Origin of the sequence: Streptomyces sp. NPDC020965, from assembly GCF_044333555.1 — a bacterium.
Taxonomy (GTDB): Bacteria; Actinomycetota; Actinomycetes; order Streptomycetales; family Streptomycetaceae; genus Streptomyces.
Window position 1 is genome coordinate 731,690 of record NZ_JBIRRE010000002.1, and the last position, 16,514, is coordinate 748,203.

A 16,514-nucleotide genomic window follows, 5' to 3' on the forward strand; every position below is an offset into this window, starting at 1 on the left:
AGCCTGACCCATCCGGGGGAGTTGGAAGTACGTGAGCACCAACGGCCATGCCACCGCAGATCGCGCCATCGGCGCCGGCGCGCCGCCCATCAGTCTCACCGCGCCGAGCGGGATCGACCGGGAGGCCCACCACCGGCTCGACGAGGCGTGGCTGGCGGCGGCGTGGAGCCACCCGACGACCCGTGTCTTCGTGGTCTCCGGCGGCCGCGCGCTCATCGACGACGCTCCCGACGGCCGGACCGAGCTGGTCATGACGCCGGCCTTCGAGGCCCCCGTCACCGAGACCCACCGCTACTTCCTGGGCACCGACGGCGACGGCGTGCGCTACTTCGCGCTCCAGAAGGACACCCTGCCGGGCCGGATGGACCAGTCGGCCCGCCCGGCCGGACTGCGGGAGGCGGGGCTGCTGCTCTCGCCGCGTGACGCCGCGCTGCTGGTGCACGCGGTGGCGCTGGAGAATTGGCAGCGGCTGCACCGCTTCTGTTCGCGCTGCGGCGAGCGCACGGTGATCGCCGCGGCGGGCCATATCCGCCGCTGCCAGGCGTGCGGCGCGGAGCACTACCCCCGTACGGACCCGGCCGTGATCATGCTGGTCACGGATGACGACGACCGGGCGCTGCTGGGCCGCCAGCTGCACTGGCCGGAGGGGCGTTTCTCGACCCTCGCGGGCTTCGTCGAGCCGGGCGAGTCGATCGAGCAGTCGGTGCGGCGCGAGGTCTGGGAGGAGGTGGGGGTGACGGTCGGCGAGGTCGAGTACGTGGCCAGCCAGCCCTGGCCCTTCCCGTCCAGCCTGATGCTCGGCTTCACGGCGCGTGCCACCTCCGCCGAGATCACGGTGGACGGCGAGGAGCTGCACGAGGCGCGCTGGTTCTCCCGGGACGACCTGCGGGCCGCGTTCGAGTCGGGGGAGGTGCTGCCTCCCTTCGGCATCTCGATCGCGGCCCGGCTGATCGAGCTCTGGTACGGCAAGCCGCTCCCCAGGCCCGGACGCTCCGGCTAGGTCCCGGTTCCTGTCCGCCCGGACGGGAACCGAGCCCGCTTCTCCCCGTCGGATCGGGGGAGAAGGGGCGGTACGGCGGAGTCGGTTCTAGCTCGCGAGAGCCTGCTTCACCTGGGCCAGGCTCGGGTTCGTCATGACGACGTCGGCGCCCCCGGACGGGGGGACGACCAGGACCGTCGGGACGGTCTGGTTGCCGCCGTTGGCCTTCTCGACGAAGGCCGCGGACTCCGGGTCGTGCTCGATGTTGATCTCGGTGTACGCGATGCCCTCGCGGTCCATCTGGCTCTTCAGCCGACGGCAGTATCCGCACCACGTGGTGCTGTACATCGTCACAGTGCCCGACATCGTCTCTTCGGCTCCTCTTGGCTCGCCCAATGCTTCGTGGTGCGCTCGCTGCCTCTGCGCAACCCGTAGAACGTACGTGGTCCAGCCACCATTCCCGCCCCCGCCCCTCCCTCCGCCCTCCACTGGCGACCTGCTGCGACCTGCTGCGGCCTGCTGCGAGAACGGGCGCCGGAACCGGGAGCCGGGGCCAGGAGCAGGCGGTCCGGGGGCCGTGCGAGCCCGGACGGAAACCTGCGGGGTCGACCCCGCAGGTTTCCGTGGCCGCGGGAGGCGGGAAGCGGCCACCGTGCCCCTGAGCGGTATGACCGTGCCCCTGGGCCGTAGGGGGGCGCGGTTCGGGAGGGATTCCGAGCGGTACCAGTGAGCGGTATTAGTACGACTGCCGCTGCCCTGCTGTGGACAACCGCCGCATCCGCCTCCGTGGACCTGGCAGCATGGCAGGGTGACAGCAGCAACGCACTCCTCCCTTTTCCCGCAGGTTCCCGAGTCGGCGGACGCGGTGCTCGCCGGGCTCGACCCCGAGCAGCGCGAAGTGGCGACCGCCCTGCACGGCCCGGTCTGCGTGCTGGCCGGCGCCGGCACGGGCAAGACGCGAGCGATCACCCACCGCATCGCGTACGGGGTCCGGGCGGGGATACTCCAACCCGCCAGTGTGCTGGCCGTCACCTTCACCAACCGCGCCGCGGGAGAGATGCGGGGGCGGCTGCGGCAGCTCGGCGCGGGCGGGGTCCAGGCGCGCACCTTCCACTCGGCCGCTCTCCGCCAGCTCCAGTACTTCTGGCCGAAAGCCGTCGGTGGGGATCTGCCCCGGCTGCTGGAGCGCAAGATCCAGCTCGTCGCCGAGTCCGCCGCCCGCTCCGGTATCCGGCTCGACCGCAATGAACTCCGTGATGTCACAAGCGAGATCGAGTGGGCGAAGGTCACCCAGACCGTGCCCGCCGACTATCCGGCCGAGGTCGCCAAATCCCTCCGGGACGCCCCGCGGGACCCGGCCGAAATCAGCCAGATCTACGGGACGTACGAACAGCTCAAACGCAATCGCGCGGTGATTGACTTCGAGGACGTTCTCCTGCTCGCGGTCGGCATCCTCCAGGACCGTCATGACATCGCCGACCAGATCCGCCGCCAGTACCAGCACTTCGTGGTCGACGAGTACCAGGACGTCAGCCCGCTCCAGCAGCGACTGCTCGATCTCTGGCTCGGCGACCGGGACAGCCTCTGTGTCGTCGGCGACGCCAGCCAGACGATCTACTCCTTCACCGGTGCCACCCCCGACCACCTGCTGAATTTCCGCACCCGGCACCCCTCCGCGACCGTCGTCAAGCTGGTCCGGGACTACCGCTCCACGCCCCAGGTCGTCCATCTGGCCAACGGCCTGCTCAGTCAGGCCCGGGGTCGGGCCGCCGAGCACCGGCTCGAACTGATCTCCCAGCGCGACCCTGGCCCCGAGCCGTCCTATGTGGAGTACCCGGACGAGCCCGCCGAGGCCGAGGGCACCGCCCGCCGTATCCGTGAGCTGATCGCCGAGGGCGTTCCGGCCGGTGAGATCGCCGTGCTCTACCGTGTCAACTCCCAGTCGGAGGTCTACGAGCAGGCCCTCGCCGACGCCGGAGTCCCCTATCAGCTGCGGGGGGCCGAGCGCTTCTTCGAGCGTCCGGAGGTGCGGGAGGCGATCGTCGCCCTGCGCGGCGCGGCCCGCGCCGGAGCCAACGACTCCCTCCTCGACGACGCCGGGGACCTCCCCTCCCAGGCGCGCGCGGTGCTCTCCACCAAGGGCTGGACCACCGAACCGCCGGCAGGCTCCGGTGCGGTCCGGGACCGCTGGGAATCCCTGGCCGCCCTGGTACGGCTCGCCGAGGATTACGTCCGGGTCAGGCCCGAGGCGACCCTCGGTGATCTGGTGGCCGAGCTGGACGAGCGGGCCGCCGCCCAGCACGCCCCGACCGTCCAGGGCGTCACCCTCGCCTCGCTGCACTCGGCGAAGGGTCTGGAGTGGGACGCCGTCTTCGTGGTGGGCCTCACCGAGGGGATGATGCCGATCACCTACGCCAAGACCGATGAGCAGGTCGAGGAGGAGCGGCGACTGCTCTATGTCGGCGTCACCCGCGCCCGGCTCCATCTCTCGCTGTCCTGGGCGCTCTCCCGCTCGCCGGGGGGCAGGGCCTCCCGGCGCCCCACCCGCTTCCTGAACGGACTGCGCCCCGGCTCCGCCGCTGCCGGGGCCCGTGGCGCCGGCGGGGCGGGTGGCGTCGAGCGAGGCTCCGGCCGCCGCAAGCGGCGCGGACCCGTGCTCTGCCGGGTCTGTGGCGCCACGCTCACCGACGCGGGCGAGATGAAACTGATGCGGTGCGAGGGCTGCCCCTCCGACATGGATGAGGCACTGTACGAGCGGCTGCGCGAGTGGCGCTCGGATCAGGCGAAGGAGCTGGGCCAGCCCGCCTATTGTGTGTTCACCGACAAGACGCTGATGGCCATCGCCGAGGCCGTGCCGGGCGACGCGGGCGAGCTCGCGGGCATCTCTGGTGTCGGCGGTCGCAAGCTGGAGCGATTCGGTACCGATGTGCTTGCCATCTGCGCAGGTCAGGAGCCGGGCGAGGGGCTTGAGGAGGGTGAAGATGACGACTGATGCGAACTCGTCGCAAAAATAGTTTGCGCCCGCCCCGACCGTCGCCATAGGTTCTTAACCACGGAAACCAGCGGCTTCTCTGAAGCCCTGTCTTCGTGTTGTACTTATCTGAAGTTGTACCCAACCACATACATGTGACCGGCCCCGGCCGGTCCCGAGACGCCGAGAGGAGGCGAATTCCAGTGATCAGCAGCTACACCAGCTTCGTCAGTGCCGTGAAAATGACCGATCACTCGGTCGTCGCCTCCGCCTGCCCGCTCGGCCTCGCCGCGTCGTTCAACATCTTTGGCAATGGCACCGGTATGTCCGGTTCCGGTGTCGAACTGCCCCTGATCGCTCTGGGTGGACTCCCTGTCCTGGAGCGCAATGAGCGACCGACCAAGGCACTGGCAGCAGGAGTGGCAAAGGCAGAGGTCAAGACCTACGCCTTCGCGGCAGCCAGTGCCGACACCCGGCAGCAGACGCAGCATCACAAGAAGTGGGCCTTCCGTGGGCTCGAACCCTGGAGCGATCCAGCCTGATCTGAATCAGGCCGGCGCCTTCAGGGCCGCGGAACCCCACACGGGATCCGCGGCCCTTCTGTTTTCCCCGAACCCGGGAAGCCAGAGCGAAGGGGCCTCGGGACAGCAGCACCCGGTACCAGCCCCCCGGCTCCGTCGGGGGACCACACACCGGCCGACCGGCCGGACCGACAAGACGAGGAACGACACCACCGTGCAACTCGAAGCGCACGCCCCGTCAGTACCGCCTTCCGAGCTCAGCCCCCCGCCCGCCCTCACGGAGGACTCCACCTTGACCCCGCTCACGGCGCTCACCGCGCTCGACGACGCCATCGAGAACCTCGGCGTACCCGTTCCCTGCCGTTCGTACGACCCCGAGGTCTTCTTCGCCGAGTCGCCCGCCGACGTTGAGTACGCCAAGTCCCTCTGCCGCACCTGCCCGCTGATGGAGGCATGCCTCGCGGGCGCCAAGGAGCGGCGTGAGCCGTGGGGTGTCTGGGGCGGCGAGCTGTTCATCCAGGGAGTGGTCGTAGCCCGCAAGCGTCCGCGTGGCCGTCCCCGCAAGAACCCGGTCTCGGCATGAACGTCATCGGGACCATCGACCGCCCCCTCACGCACGATCCCAAAAAGCAGGCACCCATGCCCACTCCCACGAGCGAGCCCTCCGGCTCCGCCACCCCAGACGTCACCACCATCGGCGCGCACGCCGCGCGTCAGAACAGGACCCGTGAGATGCAACTCATCCCAGAAGCGCTCGCTCGCGCGCATATGCGCGACCGTATGCGTGAAGCCGACGCGGAACGCCGGGCCGTGCGCCTGGTCGCCGCTCGGCGTATGCAGCGCCGCGCCGAGCGTGTCTCGATGCGCGCCCGCCGCGCGCTCGCCATGGCCGTCATGAACTGACGGCAGCTCTCCCCGCGGGGGCAGGTCCGAACGGACCTGCCCCCGCGGGGCGTTGCCCCCGGGGTGGCCCGTATGGGGTTACTGTCGCCAGGTGGATCAGCAGCAGACCCCCCGCCCGACGGCTCCGGATGCCGAGGGGACCGTGTGTTCCCGCTGCGGCAAGGTCGCCGAGGAGGCATCGCCCCCATGGACCTGCTCCATGGAGAACGGCACCCGCCACTACTTCTGCGACGATTGCGCCCGCGCTCACCTCAGGGCGATCGAGGGCCGACTCGATTCGGCCTGGTGGTGAGCCACCTCCCGAGCGTGCTGACCTGCGGACCGGCGCCGGCCCGGGTGGTCAGCCCCGCACCTCGACGGCGACTCCATCAGGGGCATCGGGGCCGTCACCGGCATCAGAGTCGTCGGTGATGTCAGTGACGCCATCGGCATCGGTGGCATCGGTCAGATAGTCGGCATCGCCGGCATCGGTGGCAGCGGGCAGGAATCCCGGCAACCACGCCTCCAGTTCCGCGCGGAGGCGCACCGTGGCGTTGAGCTGACAGAGCACACCGATCGTGCTCAGTGTCACCCGGTGTATCAGCAGGTAGGCGGGCGGCAGATTGAGCTGCTTGCCCAGTTGGTGCGCGGGGGAGCGGATATCGGCGATCCGGGCCGCCTGGGTGCGCATCCAGCTCCTGCTGAAGGTGAACTCCTCGATCTCGGCCGGTTCGATGATCGGCTGTAGATAGTCCAGCACCGCGTCCGGGTCGAGCTCGATCTCCTCCTTGACGAACCCCTCGTCGCACAGCAGCCCGTACACCGCGTCGGCCTCGCCCGCCAGCGTCATCCGCAGGGACTCCCCGATGGTCGCGGGCAGCCCCCCGGGCAGCCGGTCCACGGTGCCGAAGTCCAGCACTCCCAGCCGCCAGCCCGCACCGTCGGCGTCGGGCAGCAGCCGGAAATTCCCCGGGTGGGGGTCGGCGTGCAGCAGCCCCGTACGTGCGGGGCCGGAGAAGAGGAAGCGCGCCAGGAGCTGGCCGGCCCGGTCGCGCTGCTCCTCCGTACCGTCGGCGATCACATCGGAGAGGGGGATCCCGTCGATCCACTCGGTCACCAGCACCTGATCGGACTGGTGCACCACATCCGGCACCAGCACATCGGGGTCGTCGGCGAACTCGACCGCGTGCGCGCGCTGGGCCTCGGCCTCCAGCTCGTAGTCCAGCTCCTCCGAGACCCGATCACGCAGCTCGGCGATGAGCGGCTTGATGTCCATGCCCGGTATCAGCGGCCCCAGCAGCTTGGCGAACCGGCTGAGCTGGGTCAGATCGGAGAGCAGTGCCTCACCCGCCCCCGGGTACTGCACCTTCACCGCGACCTCGCGGCCGTCGTGCCACACCGCGCGGTGCACCTGACCGATGGAGGCGGCGGCCGATGGTTTGTCCTCGAAGGTGAGGAACAGCTCCCGCCACTCCTCGCCCAGCCGCGCCACCAGGACCGAGTGCACCGTGCGGGTCGGCATCGGGGGCGCGGCGTCCTGGAGCTTGGTGAGCGCGGCGCGGTAGGGTCCCGCGACATCCTCGGGGAGCGCGGACTCGAAGACGGACATGGCCTGTCCGAACTTCATCGCGCCGCCCTTCAGCTCACCGAGGACCTTGAAGAGCTGCTCGGCCGTGCGCTGCTGCAGCTCACGGGCGACGATCTCCGCGGACTTGCCGCCGATTCGCTTTCCCAGCCCCCAGGTCGCCCGACCGGCGAACCCCAGTGGAAGCGCGGCCAACTTGGCGGTACGGGTGACCGCCTTCCGGGGAAGATCAGACATAAGCCCCTCCAAATCCCAGACAGCTGTGCCGCTGATGCCCCACGGACATCGCTCCGTCGACGGCGGTTACCCGGCCATTGTCTCGTGTGACGGGCGGAAGCCCGAGGTGTCCTGCCCCTCACTTTTCCCTGACGCGCCGCAGGGACAGCCGGGATGAGGGGCGATCGTCTCCGATCGCCAGTCGAGCAGCGGTGGTGAGATCTCGACGCGCGCTCCTGTGCTGACTGGTAGTTCGCCGTCGAGGAAGGACAGGGCGTGGGCCGCCGCCGTCCCCGCGACCGTCGTGGCGAGGGTGACGTCGCAGGCGGGGACCGCGCCCCGGCGACCGCCCGACCGCCACTGCGCGAGCAGCCGGGGCCACCCCGGGTCACGCTCCTCCCGGCCCAGCTCCAGACATCCGGCACAGGCGGTGCCCCCGGGCAGCACCAGGGGACCCACCACGCCGGTCGCCTCGATGACCCCCGCGTAGAGATGGGGAGTGCCGGTGGTGATCCAGCCGGTGGCCGTCGCCGGATCGGGGGCATGGGCCGTGAGCCCGTCGCGTGGGCAGATGACGACCAGCGAGAGACCGGGCTCCCCGCTGCCCGGCGCCGGGGGCTCGGCGGTCCCGGCCCGGGGCGGCCGGATCGGGGCCGCCCCGCGCACCAGATGACGCGCGGCCGTGTCCCGCCGCTCGCCGATGGATTCGATGGGGAGCCCGGCGGGTGACACGTCCCAGGGCTCCACGCATCCGCCGTCCAGCACCTCGACCCTGCCCACCCCCGCCGCGGCCAGCAGCCCCGCCACCACCGCGCCGACCCTCCCCGCGCCACGCACCTGGACGCGGACCGCCTGCCGGGCCACCAGTCGTCGTATCGCGCCGCCCGGCTCCGGATGGACCAGGGACAGGGACGCCAGATCGGGGCGCAGCCGGTCGAGGGAGTCCGCCCGCTTCCGCAGCGCCTCGGCGGCGGGACCGCCGGCCGGCGGATCGTCGAGGAGACCTGCTGCGGACAGACGCGTCACGAGGGTGTCCAGATGTCCGTCGGGCAGCCCCATCGCCCGCGCCTCCTCGCGCAGCAGTGGGAGCCCCCGCGTCCCGTCGAGTAGCTCCAGCAGCGCGCCGGTCGCCGTGTCCACCGGTCCGACCGTGACCGCGTGTGCGGGGGTCACCCCGAACTGCACGGTCTGCCGCTCCCGCCAGGCCCGCCTCAGCGCGGGCTTCACCATCGGATGCATATACGCCTCCCCCGTGGAATGCGCGGTGATCGAATTCTTTCGAAGATCGAAAACATCGAACATCGAAAACATGGACCAAGATCGAACGTGATCGGTGGAGCGAGGCCGGTGGAGCGAGGCCGGACGCCGAACTCGCCCGGATCGTCCGACGGGGCACCCGGCCCGGCGCTCCGCCTCGATCCGTTGTCAGAATGCACGGTCCGGCCGACGGGCGTGAAAAGTTGTCCACAGGTCCGGGGTATTAGTCGTTCAAATGGTGGAGCCATGGCCCGGATCCCGCTGAACTGCTCCCTAGTCGGGACTTCCCCCGCGGTCAGCGGGTAACGTCGGAGCGTGTCCGTCGACCCTTCTCCTCGCGTCGCTGGGGAGCCGCCGCCCCGTCCGCCCCGCGGCTCCGGGACGAGCGCGGTCGAGGTCCGCAGAAGCGCTCGCCGCAGCAGAACGGTCTCCGCCTACCGGGAGGGTGACCGGACCATCGTGCTGATCCCCGCCCGGATGTCGGAGGCGGAGGAGCAGCGCTGGGTGAGCGTGATGCTCGACAAGCTCGCCGCCCAGGAGAGCAAGCGGATGCTCGGCGACAGTGAGCTGACCGAGCGCGCGGAGCGGTTGTCGGCGCAGTATTTCGAGGGGCGGGCCCGGCCGTCGTCCGTGCGGTGGGTGACGAACCAGAACACCCGCTGGGGCTCCTGCACTCCGGCCGAGGGCAGCATCCGCCTCTCGCACCGCCTCCAGGGAATGCCGGAGTACGTCGTCGACTACGTCCTCGTCCACGAACTGGCCCATCTGCTGGTGCCCGGCCACGGACCACGCTTCTGGCGGCTGCTGGAGGCGTATCCCCGTACGGAGCGGGCCCGGGGCTATCTGGAGGGTGTCGTCGCCGCCGACCGCCTCCCCCATCTGCCGGCCCCGGGCGGCGAGCGGACCCCGGGCGAGTACCCCCAGGGCGGCGACTGACCCGGCTCCGGGATGTTCGTGATGCCCGTGCCCGGCCCCGGATGTTCGTGCCCGGCCCCGGATGTTCGTGATACCGGTGATATTCAGGGCACCCAGTAGCGTGTGACGCCCGCGAATCCAAGCGATCCGAGCCACCCGGTACCCCCACGAATCCACCCCCGGGCCACTCGCCACCCCCCCCCAGGACACCCATGAATCCGGGAAATGCCGAGAACACGGCGACGGAACGAGCGGTTTCCGTGAGCGACTGGCAGCAGATGGTGACCGATGGCCGGAAGTGGTTGCCGGAAGTAGTGGCCCGCGTCGAACCGCCACGCTGGAGAGGCCGCTGACCGGCGTGTATCGAATGTGTCCCGGCTGGTGCTGGTCCTTGGCTCAAAGTCGTACTCAGCCGTTAGCCTGACGCGACGCATTCATATTCTGGGATGGGGGACGGTCGTTACGTATGGCCAGGGAATTCCAACGCGGCCACAAGGCCAAGATCAGCGATCTCACGCCGGGAACGGATCTGTACGTAGGTGTCCAGATCGCGGCTCCGGGCCTGACCTTCGACATCAGTTGCTTCGGGCTCGACGCCAACGAGCAGCTCTCCGACGACCGGTACTTCATCTTCTTCAACCAACCCAAGTCGCCCGAGGAGTCCATTCAGCTGCTCGGCGCGCAGGCCGGTGACACCGAGTCCTTCCGCGTCACGCTCGACAACGTTCCGGCCACCATCCACAAGCTCTCCTTCACCGCCACGATCGACGGCGCCGGGCAGATGTCGCACATAGGTCCGGGCTACATCCGGATCGTCGCCGGTGGCGAGGAGGTCGTCCGGTATCCGTTCACCGGTTCGGAGTTCAGTACCGAGCGCGCGGTGATGCTGGGCGACTTCTATCTGAAGGACGTCTGGCGGTTCGCCGCCATCGGGCAGGGCTTCGACGGCGGACTCGACGCCCTGCTGCGGAACTTCGGCGGCGAGGTCGCCGAGGAGGAGCCGGCCGCACCGCAGCCCCAGGCCGCCGTGCCCGGCTTCGCGCCGCCCGCCCAGGCCACGGCGCCTCCGGCATTCGGCGCCCCGGCCGCGCCCCAGCCGCCGCAGCCCGTGCCGTCGTTCGGCGCCCCGCCCCAGCCCCAGCCCCCGGCTCCGGTACCGCAGCCGTACGCCGCGCCCCAACAGGCGGTACCGGCCCCGTCCGCCCCCGTACCCCCGTCCGCCCCCGTACCCCCGGCTCCGGCGCCCTACGGGCAGCCACCGCAGCAGCCACAGTTCGGGCAAATACCCCAGCAGCCGTCGTTCGGCCAGCTCCCCGGACAACCCCCGGGCCAGCTCCCCGGACAGGTCACGCCCCCCGGCGCCCCCTTGGGCCACGGGCAGCCGGCCCCGGCCCCGGCCCCGTCCCCGTACGGACAGCCTCCGGGCGCGCCATCAGGAGCCCCGCAGGGCTTCCCCGCGGCGGGTCCCGGACTCCAGGCCGCCCTTCAGCCCTACCGCGAGACGCCCACGGGCCAGCGCTGGACCCCGCAGAACGAGCGGCTCATGCGCGTCGAGCTGGCCATGGGCGGCTCCGCGGTCCTCGCCCGCCAGGGCAGCATGGTGATGTACCAGGGCAAGGTCGATTTCAGCCATAAGAGCGCGGGATTCGTCGGGCGTCGACTGGGCAACGCCACCGGCCAGGAGATGCAGCTCATGCGCTGTACGGGCCGGGGACAGGTCTTCCTCGCCGAGGACGCGTCCCATCTGCATCCGATCGAGCTCCAGGGCGACGGGATCTGTGTCTCGGCGGAGAACGTCCTCGCCTTCGACGAGGACCTCCAGTACGAGATCCGCCAGATCGAGGGCCACGGCATCCCCGGTGGTTCGCTCTACACCATGCAGTTCTCCGGCACCGGCACCGTCGTCATCAAGACGCACGGAATCCCCGTCGTGCTGCCGGTCACACCGAGCACCTACGCCGACTGCAACGCCGTCGTCGCCTGGTCGTCCGCGTCCCAGGTGATTCTTTCCAGCCAAGTCCGGCTGCGCCGCCACTCGTACCCGGGACACAGCGGCGAAACGGTCAACCTCCAGTTCCGGGGCGCCCCCGGCAACTTCATCGTCGTGCAGCCCTACGAGGTCTGAAGGAGCCCGAAGGCATGAACCAGCAACTCGCGGGCTTCGCCCCGACCCCGACCGTCGCCCGGATGGAGAACCACGGCGCGACCATGCTCAAGGTCGCCATGGCCACCGGCCAGGATCTCTACGCACGCGCCGGATCGATCGTGTCGTACGAGGGATTCATCCAGTACGAACCGGATCCGCCCGCCGCCCGGCAGGCCGCCGCCCAGTGGATCACCGGCGAGGGCTCACCCGTCATGAAGTGTTCCGGCGACGGCCTGCTCTACCTCGCCGACTACGGCGCCGATGTCGTCGTCCTCAACCTCGACAACGACTCCATCTCGGTCAACGGCACCAACGTCCTCGCCTTCGACGCCCACCTCCAGTGGGGCGTCGAGAAGGTCAAGGGCCTGGCCAAGCTCGCCGGACAGGGCCTGTGGAACGTCGAGATCGCCGGTACCGGCTGGGTCGCCCTGACCTCGCGCGGCACCCCGATCGTCGTCGACTGCGGCCGTGGCGAGGACGAGACCTATGTCGACCCGGACGCCCTGGTCGCCTGGTCACCGAATCTCAAGGTGAAGGGCAAGCGCAGCTTCAAGGCATCCTCCCTCATCGGGCGGGGCAGCGGCGAGGCGTACCAGATGGCCTTCTCGGGCCAGGGCATCGTCGTCGTACAGCCGAGTGAAGACAGCACCGACCGGCTGCGGCTCCGGGGCTGAGGGGAGCGGGAACAACCATGCAGAGCCCACTTTTTCACCATGGGGAGCAGCAGTCCCAGGAGCGCTATGCCATCCAGAACCCGCAGCTACTGCGGGTGGCGCTCGCCGGCAATGACGACGTACTCGCCCGCAAGGGAGCGATGGTCGCCTTCCAGGGGATGGTCGACTTCGACGGTGAGTACCAGACGGGCCGTCAGCGACGGGCCGAAGGCAATACCGGCGAGGGCCTCAGTCTGATGCGCTGCTCCGGGCAGGGCACGGTCTACCTCGCCAATCTGGCGCAGTACGTCCACCTCGTCGACGTCGACCACGAGGGCATCACCGTCGACAGCTCCTACGTCCTGGCGCTCGACTCCGCGCTGCACACCGAGGTCATCGCGGTGGACAGTCAGTACGGGATCTCCGGATCCGGGAAGTACCAGCTCAACATCACGGGCCAGGGCAAGGTCGCGCTGATGACCTCGGGCCGGCCGTTGATGATGCGGGTCACCCCGGAGTCGTACGTCAATGTCGACGCCGACGCCATCGTCGCCTGGTCCACCCCGCTGCGGGTGCAGATGCAGGCGCAGACGCATTCGTCCAGCGCGCTGCGGCGACGCGGCAACACCGGCGAGGGCTGGGAGCTGAGCTTCCTCGGGCAGGGATTCGCCCTGGTCCAGCCCAGCGAGGTCATGCCGCCGCAGAACGCGCAGCTCGGCGAGGGCCTGCGCGGCCAGTTCGGCAACAACGGTCAGAACCAGAACAACGCCTGGTCCTGACGGGTCACGCGTACGTGCCGGCCGGTGTGCTCGACCGCCGAGGAGTACGTACGGGTCGGGGGCGGTCCTCTCCGGGACCGCCCCCCGCCCTGTGCCTCAGCCCGGCGCCGCGTGAGTCCGGGCTGACCCCGACTCGCGCCTCCAGGCAGGTGCCCGGCCCCGCCTCGGACCGGCGCCCGCCTCGGACCGGTGCCGCGCGCTTCCGCGCTCCCCGCCTCAGACCAGCGCCGCGCGCGTCCGCTCCAGCAGCCGGACGACCGAATCATCGGCCACCTCCGGCACCTCGGCGTACGCGAACCAGCGCAGGTCCAGCGACTCGTCACTGATCGCCGCGACGGCCCCGGCAGGCGCGAGCGCCGCGTACTGCACATCCAGGTGCCAGTGGCAGGGCGCGGGAATCGGATGCCGGTCCAGCCGCACCGGCGCCCCGGAGCCCAGCAGGGTCAGACCCTCGATCCCGGACTCCTCCCGGGCCTCGCGCAGCGCGGCCCGGGAGAGCGTCGGATCCCCCGGCTCGCAGTGGCCGCCCATCTGGAGCCACATCCCGAGCTTCTTGTGCAGCGTCAGCAGCACCCGACCGCGCTCCGGATCGATGATCAGGGCGCTCGCCGTGACATGCCCGGAGGCACAGGACTTCCACATTCCGTCCGGATGGGCGGTGAGATGATCCAGATAGAGCTGTCGCAGCTCGGCCTGGCCGTCGTGGGAGCCCTCGTAGCCCTTCAGTACGTGGATGGCGTCGGTGTGGAGGCTCACCGGGCGGGGCCGTTCCCGTCGCCCTTGTCGTCGCGGCCGTCCTTGCTGTCGCCCTTGCTGTCCCCGGCACTCTCCCCGGCGCCGGAGGCGTCGGAGCCCGAGTCCGTGGCGGAGTCGTCGCCCGGGGCGGGCGCGGAACCCTTGCCCTTGGACGCCGCCTCGCCGAGCATCTTGTCCAGCTCCGAGAAGTCGAGCTGCTCCCGGTGGACGAAACCGTCCGGGTCATCCAGATCGGTGGCGGTCGGCAGCATGTCCGGGTGCTCCCAGAGGCTGTCGCGGCCGTCCATGCCCCGGGCGTCGGTGAGCGAGGCCCAGAGCCGGGAGGCGTCCCGCAGCCTGCGGGGGCGGAGCTGGAGACCGATCAGCGTCGCGAAGGTCTGCTCGGCGGGACCACCGGACGCCCGGCGCCTGCGCAGGGTCTCGCGCAGCGCCCCGGCCGAGGTCAGCCGGGACGACGCGGCCTCGTGCACCACCGCGTCCACCCAACCCTCGACCAGCGCGAGCGCCGTCTCCAGCCGGGCCAGCGCCGCCTTCTGCTGCGGGGTGTCCTCCGGCTGGAACATGCCCTGCTGAAGGGCTTCCTGAAGCTGCTCGGGGTGCGAGGGGTCGAACTGGCCGACCACGTCCTCCAGCTTGCTCGTATCGACCTTGATGCCCCGGGCGTACCCCTCGACCGCGCCGAACAGGTGCGAGCGCAGCCACGGCACATGGGCGAAGAGCCGCTGGTGGGCGGCCTCGCGCAGCGCCAGATAGAGCCGCACCTCGTCCTTGGACACGCCGAGGTCCTTGCCGAGCGCCTCGACGTTCAGCGGGAGGAGCGCGGCCTTGCCGGCCGGACCGAGCGGCAGCCCGATATCGGTCGAACCGACCACCTCGCCCGCCAGCACACCGACGGCCTGCCCGATCTGCTGGCCGAACATCGCGCCGCCCATCGAGCGCATCATGCCCAGCAGCGGGCCCGCCATGGCCTGCATCTCCTCGGGCAGCACACCGCCCATGGCCAGGCCGACCCGCTCGGCGACCGGATCCACGAGCTGCTGCCACGCGGGCAGGGTCGCCTCGACCCACTCCGCCCGGCTCCACGCGACGGCGGTGCTCGCGCCGGAGGGCAGGGAGGTCGAGCCGTCCAGCCAGATGTCGGCCAGCCGCAGCGCCTCCTCGACGGCGGTGCGGTCGGCGGGGCCGACGCTCTCGTCCTTGGTGCCGTCCGCCGTGCCCTGGGAGACCGTCTGGCGGGCGATCTGCTTGGCCATGTCCCAGTTCACCGGGCCGCCCTCGTAGCTCAGCATCTGGCCGAGCTGCTGGAAGGCCGCACCGAGATCATTGGGGTTCAGCGAACCGAACATGGCGGCGAAGGGATTGTCCGCGCCGCCCTGCCCACCGCCGAATCCGAAGGGATTCGCCGGGTTGGAACCGCCGGCGCCGTGGCCACCGCCGGTGGGATCCTTCTTCTTGCCTTCGTCGCCGTCCTCCGGCTCCTCCGGCGGAAGGCCGAATCCGAATGGGGTGTCACTCACGGGTTTCCTCGGCTCGTAGGGCCGTCGGCTCCGGGCCGACGGCGAATGCCCGACATCACACCCAGCGTAGACATCCGGGCCGGGGTATGGGCTCGGTGCTCCGCCGACTCGTGGCCTGGGGCAGGATGGACGCCACCTGGTACGTACGCGTCATTCGCTTACGTACTGAAGACAACCGCTGGAGACGCCTGGTGAGTTCCCCAGATCCGCAGGTTCGCGGAGCGCGAAACCGCTCAACCCCGACTTCTGGCGACGGGACCGCAGGTCGCGGCCCCGTCGTCGCGGTCACCGGCGCCGCCACGGGCATCGGTGAACTGCTCGCGCGGCAGCTCGCCGCGTCGGACGAGGTCAAGCAGGTCGTCGCGATCGACGAGCGCCGGGGCGAGGTCGACGGGGCGCAGTGGCACATCCTCGACGTCCGGGACCCGGCCATCGCGGAGAAACTACGCGGTGCCGACGTGGTCGTGCACCTCGCGCTCGATCTCGACTTGGAGACCGACTCCGTCGCCCGTACCGCGTATAACGTACGCGGTACCCAGACCGTACTGACCGCGGCGGCCGCGGCAGGTGTGCACCGGGTCGTCCTGTGCACATCCGCCATGGTCTACGGGGCACTGCCCGACAACGACATCCCGCTCTCCGAGGACGCCGAGCTGCGTGCCACCGCCGAGGCCACCGGCGTCGGCGACCTCCTGGAGATCGAACGCCTCGCCCGCAGAGCGCCACGCGCCCACCCCGGGCTCAACGTCACGGTGGTCCGGCCCACCGTCCTGGTGGGCGGCACGGACACCGCCCTCACCCGTTACTTCGAGTCACCACGGCTCCTCGTGGTCGCCGGATCGCGTCCGACCTGGCAGTTCTGCCATGTCGACGATCTGGTGAGCGCCCTGGAGTACGCGGCTCTGGAGAAGGTCGAGGGCGAGCTGGCCGTCGGCTGCGACGGCTGGCTCGAACAGGAGGAGGTCGAAGAGCTCAGTGGCATCCGGCGGATGGAGCTGCCATCGGCGGTCGCCCTCGGCGCGGCGGCCCGACTCCACCGGATCGGACTCACTCCGTCGCCGGCCGGGGACCTGGCCTACACCATGCACCCCTGGGTGGTGAGCGTGAGCCGGCTCCACGACGCGGGGTGGCGTCCCCGGTGGACCAATGAGGAGGTGCTCGCCGCGCTACTGGACGAGGCGGAGGGCCGGCACACCGTCGCGGGCCGTCGCCTCGGCCGCAAGGACGCCACGGCGGCGGGCGCGGCCGGTGCGACGGTCGCCCTGCTCGGTACGGCGGCGCTGGTACGGCGGGCTCGCAAGGCGCGCCGTCGGCTGTAGCCCCTGGCGGGCGGGACG

General features: G+C 70.6%; 16 protein-coding genes. 11 read left to right on the top strand and 5 right to left on the bottom strand.

Annotated elements, in window-relative coordinates:
• Positions 1-31 precede the first annotated feature (31 nt).
• Positions 32-1,000, top strand: coding sequence for an NAD(+) diphosphatase (nudC, locus tag ACH4S7_RS10145; protein ID WP_398520634.1), 969 nt, complete (start codon positions 32-34; stop codon positions 998-1,000).
• 87 nt (positions 1,001-1,087) lie between these two features.
• On the opposite strand, the gene ACH4S7_RS10150 is transcribed toward nudC, so the two are convergent.
• Positions 1,088-1,345 carry a mycoredoxin gene (locus ACH4S7_RS10150; RefSeq protein ID WP_398520635.1) on the bottom strand — a complete coding sequence of 86 codons (258 nt, stop codon included), beginning with the start codon at positions 1,343-1,345 and terminating at the stop codon, positions 1,088-1,090.
• A gap of 442 nt (positions 1,346-1,787) precedes the next feature.
• Here ACH4S7_RS10150 and ACH4S7_RS10155 point away from each other — a divergent pair, with 442 nt between their 5' ends.
• The 5 genes from ACH4S7_RS10155 to ACH4S7_RS10175 all read left to right on the top strand — a co-directional run bounded on the left by ACH4S7_RS10155 (position 1,788) and on the right by ACH4S7_RS10175 (position 5,666).
• Entirely contained in the window at positions 1,788-3,971 is a 2,184-nt protein-coding gene (locus ACH4S7_RS10155) for an ATP-dependent DNA helicase UvrD2 (RefSeq protein ID WP_398520636.1), read from the top strand.
• 182 nt (positions 3,972-4,153) lie between these two features.
• Positions 4,154-4,492, top strand: coding sequence for a hypothetical protein (locus ACH4S7_RS10160; RefSeq protein ID WP_398520637.1), 339 nt, complete (start codon positions 4,154-4,156; stop codon positions 4,490-4,492).
• 193 nt (positions 4,493-4,685) lie between these two features.
• Complete coding sequence (locus tag ACH4S7_RS10165; protein WP_398520638.1) at positions 4,686-5,054, top strand: WhiB family transcriptional regulator; 369 nt, start codon at positions 4,686-4,688, stop codon at positions 5,052-5,054.
• Entirely contained in the window at positions 5,051-5,374 is a 324-nt protein-coding gene (locus ACH4S7_RS10170; protein WP_398520639.1) for a hypothetical protein, read from the top strand. The genes ACH4S7_RS10165 and ACH4S7_RS10170 overlap by 4 nt, the downstream gene beginning before the upstream one ends.
• Positions 5,375-5,465: 91 nt before the next feature.
• Positions 5,466-5,666, top strand: a complete 201-nt coding sequence (locus ACH4S7_RS10175) for a hypothetical protein (protein ID WP_398520640.1) — start codon at positions 5,466-5,468, stop codon at positions 5,664-5,666.
• A 48-nt stretch (positions 5,667-5,714) separates the two neighbouring features.
• Here ACH4S7_RS10175 and ACH4S7_RS10180 read toward each other — a convergent pair whose 3' ends face one another.
• Positions 5,715-7,175 (bottom strand): ABC1 kinase family protein, encoded by a 1,461-nt coding sequence (locus ACH4S7_RS10180; RefSeq protein ID WP_398520641.1) that lies wholly within the window; start codon positions 7,173-7,175, stop codon positions 5,715-5,717.
• A 66-nt stretch (positions 7,176-7,241) separates the two neighbouring features.
• Positions 7,242-8,393: a ThiF family adenylyltransferase gene (locus ACH4S7_RS10185; RefSeq protein WP_398520642.1), complete on the bottom strand. Its 1,152-nt coding sequence runs from the start codon at positions 8,391-8,393 to the stop codon at positions 7,242-7,244.
• Positions 8,394-8,726: 333 nt separating this feature from the next.
• On the opposite strand from ACH4S7_RS10185, the gene ACH4S7_RS10190 reads away from it, so the two are divergent.
• The 4 genes from ACH4S7_RS10190 (at position 8,727) to ACH4S7_RS10205 (ending at position 12,904) form a co-directional block, all read left to right on the top strand.
• Positions 8,727-9,347 (top strand): M48 family metallopeptidase, encoded by a 621-nt coding sequence (locus tag ACH4S7_RS10190; RefSeq protein WP_398520643.1) that lies wholly within the window; start codon positions 8,727-8,729, stop codon positions 9,345-9,347.
• A 445-nt stretch (positions 9,348-9,792) separates the two neighbouring features.
• Entirely contained in the window at positions 9,793-11,451 is a 1,659-nt protein-coding gene (locus tag ACH4S7_RS10195; protein ID WP_398520644.1) for a TerD family protein, read from the top strand.
• Positions 11,452-11,465: 14 nt separating this feature from the next.
• Positions 11,466-12,146, top strand: coding sequence for an AIM24 family protein (locus tag ACH4S7_RS10200; protein WP_398520645.1), 681 nt, complete (start codon positions 11,466-11,468; stop codon positions 12,144-12,146).
• A 17-nt stretch (positions 12,147-12,163) separates the two neighbouring features.
• A complete protein-coding gene (locus ACH4S7_RS10205; protein WP_398520646.1) occupies positions 12,164-12,904 on the top strand; it encodes an AIM24 family protein in 741 nt (246 codons plus the stop codon).
• Positions 12,905-13,120: 216 nt separating this feature from the next.
• Here ACH4S7_RS10205 and ACH4S7_RS10210 read toward each other — a convergent pair whose 3' ends face one another.
• Positions 13,121-13,660, bottom strand: a complete 540-nt coding sequence (locus ACH4S7_RS10210; protein ID WP_398520647.1) for an NUDIX hydrolase — start codon at positions 13,658-13,660, stop codon at positions 13,121-13,123.
• On the bottom strand, positions 13,657-15,177 hold the full coding sequence (locus tag ACH4S7_RS10215; RefSeq protein ID WP_398520648.1) for a zinc-dependent metalloprotease: 1,521 nt from the start codon (positions 15,175-15,177) through the stop codon (positions 13,657-13,659). The genes ACH4S7_RS10210 and ACH4S7_RS10215 overlap by 4 nt, the downstream gene beginning before the upstream one ends.
• Positions 15,178-15,368: 191 nt before the next feature.
• Between ACH4S7_RS10215 and ACH4S7_RS10220 the strand changes: the two genes are divergently transcribed.
• Positions 15,369-16,496: an SDR family oxidoreductase gene (locus tag ACH4S7_RS10220; protein WP_398520649.1), complete on the top strand. Its 1,128-nt coding sequence runs from the start codon at positions 15,369-15,371 to the stop codon at positions 16,494-16,496.
• Positions 16,497-16,514: the final 18 nt, after the last annotated feature.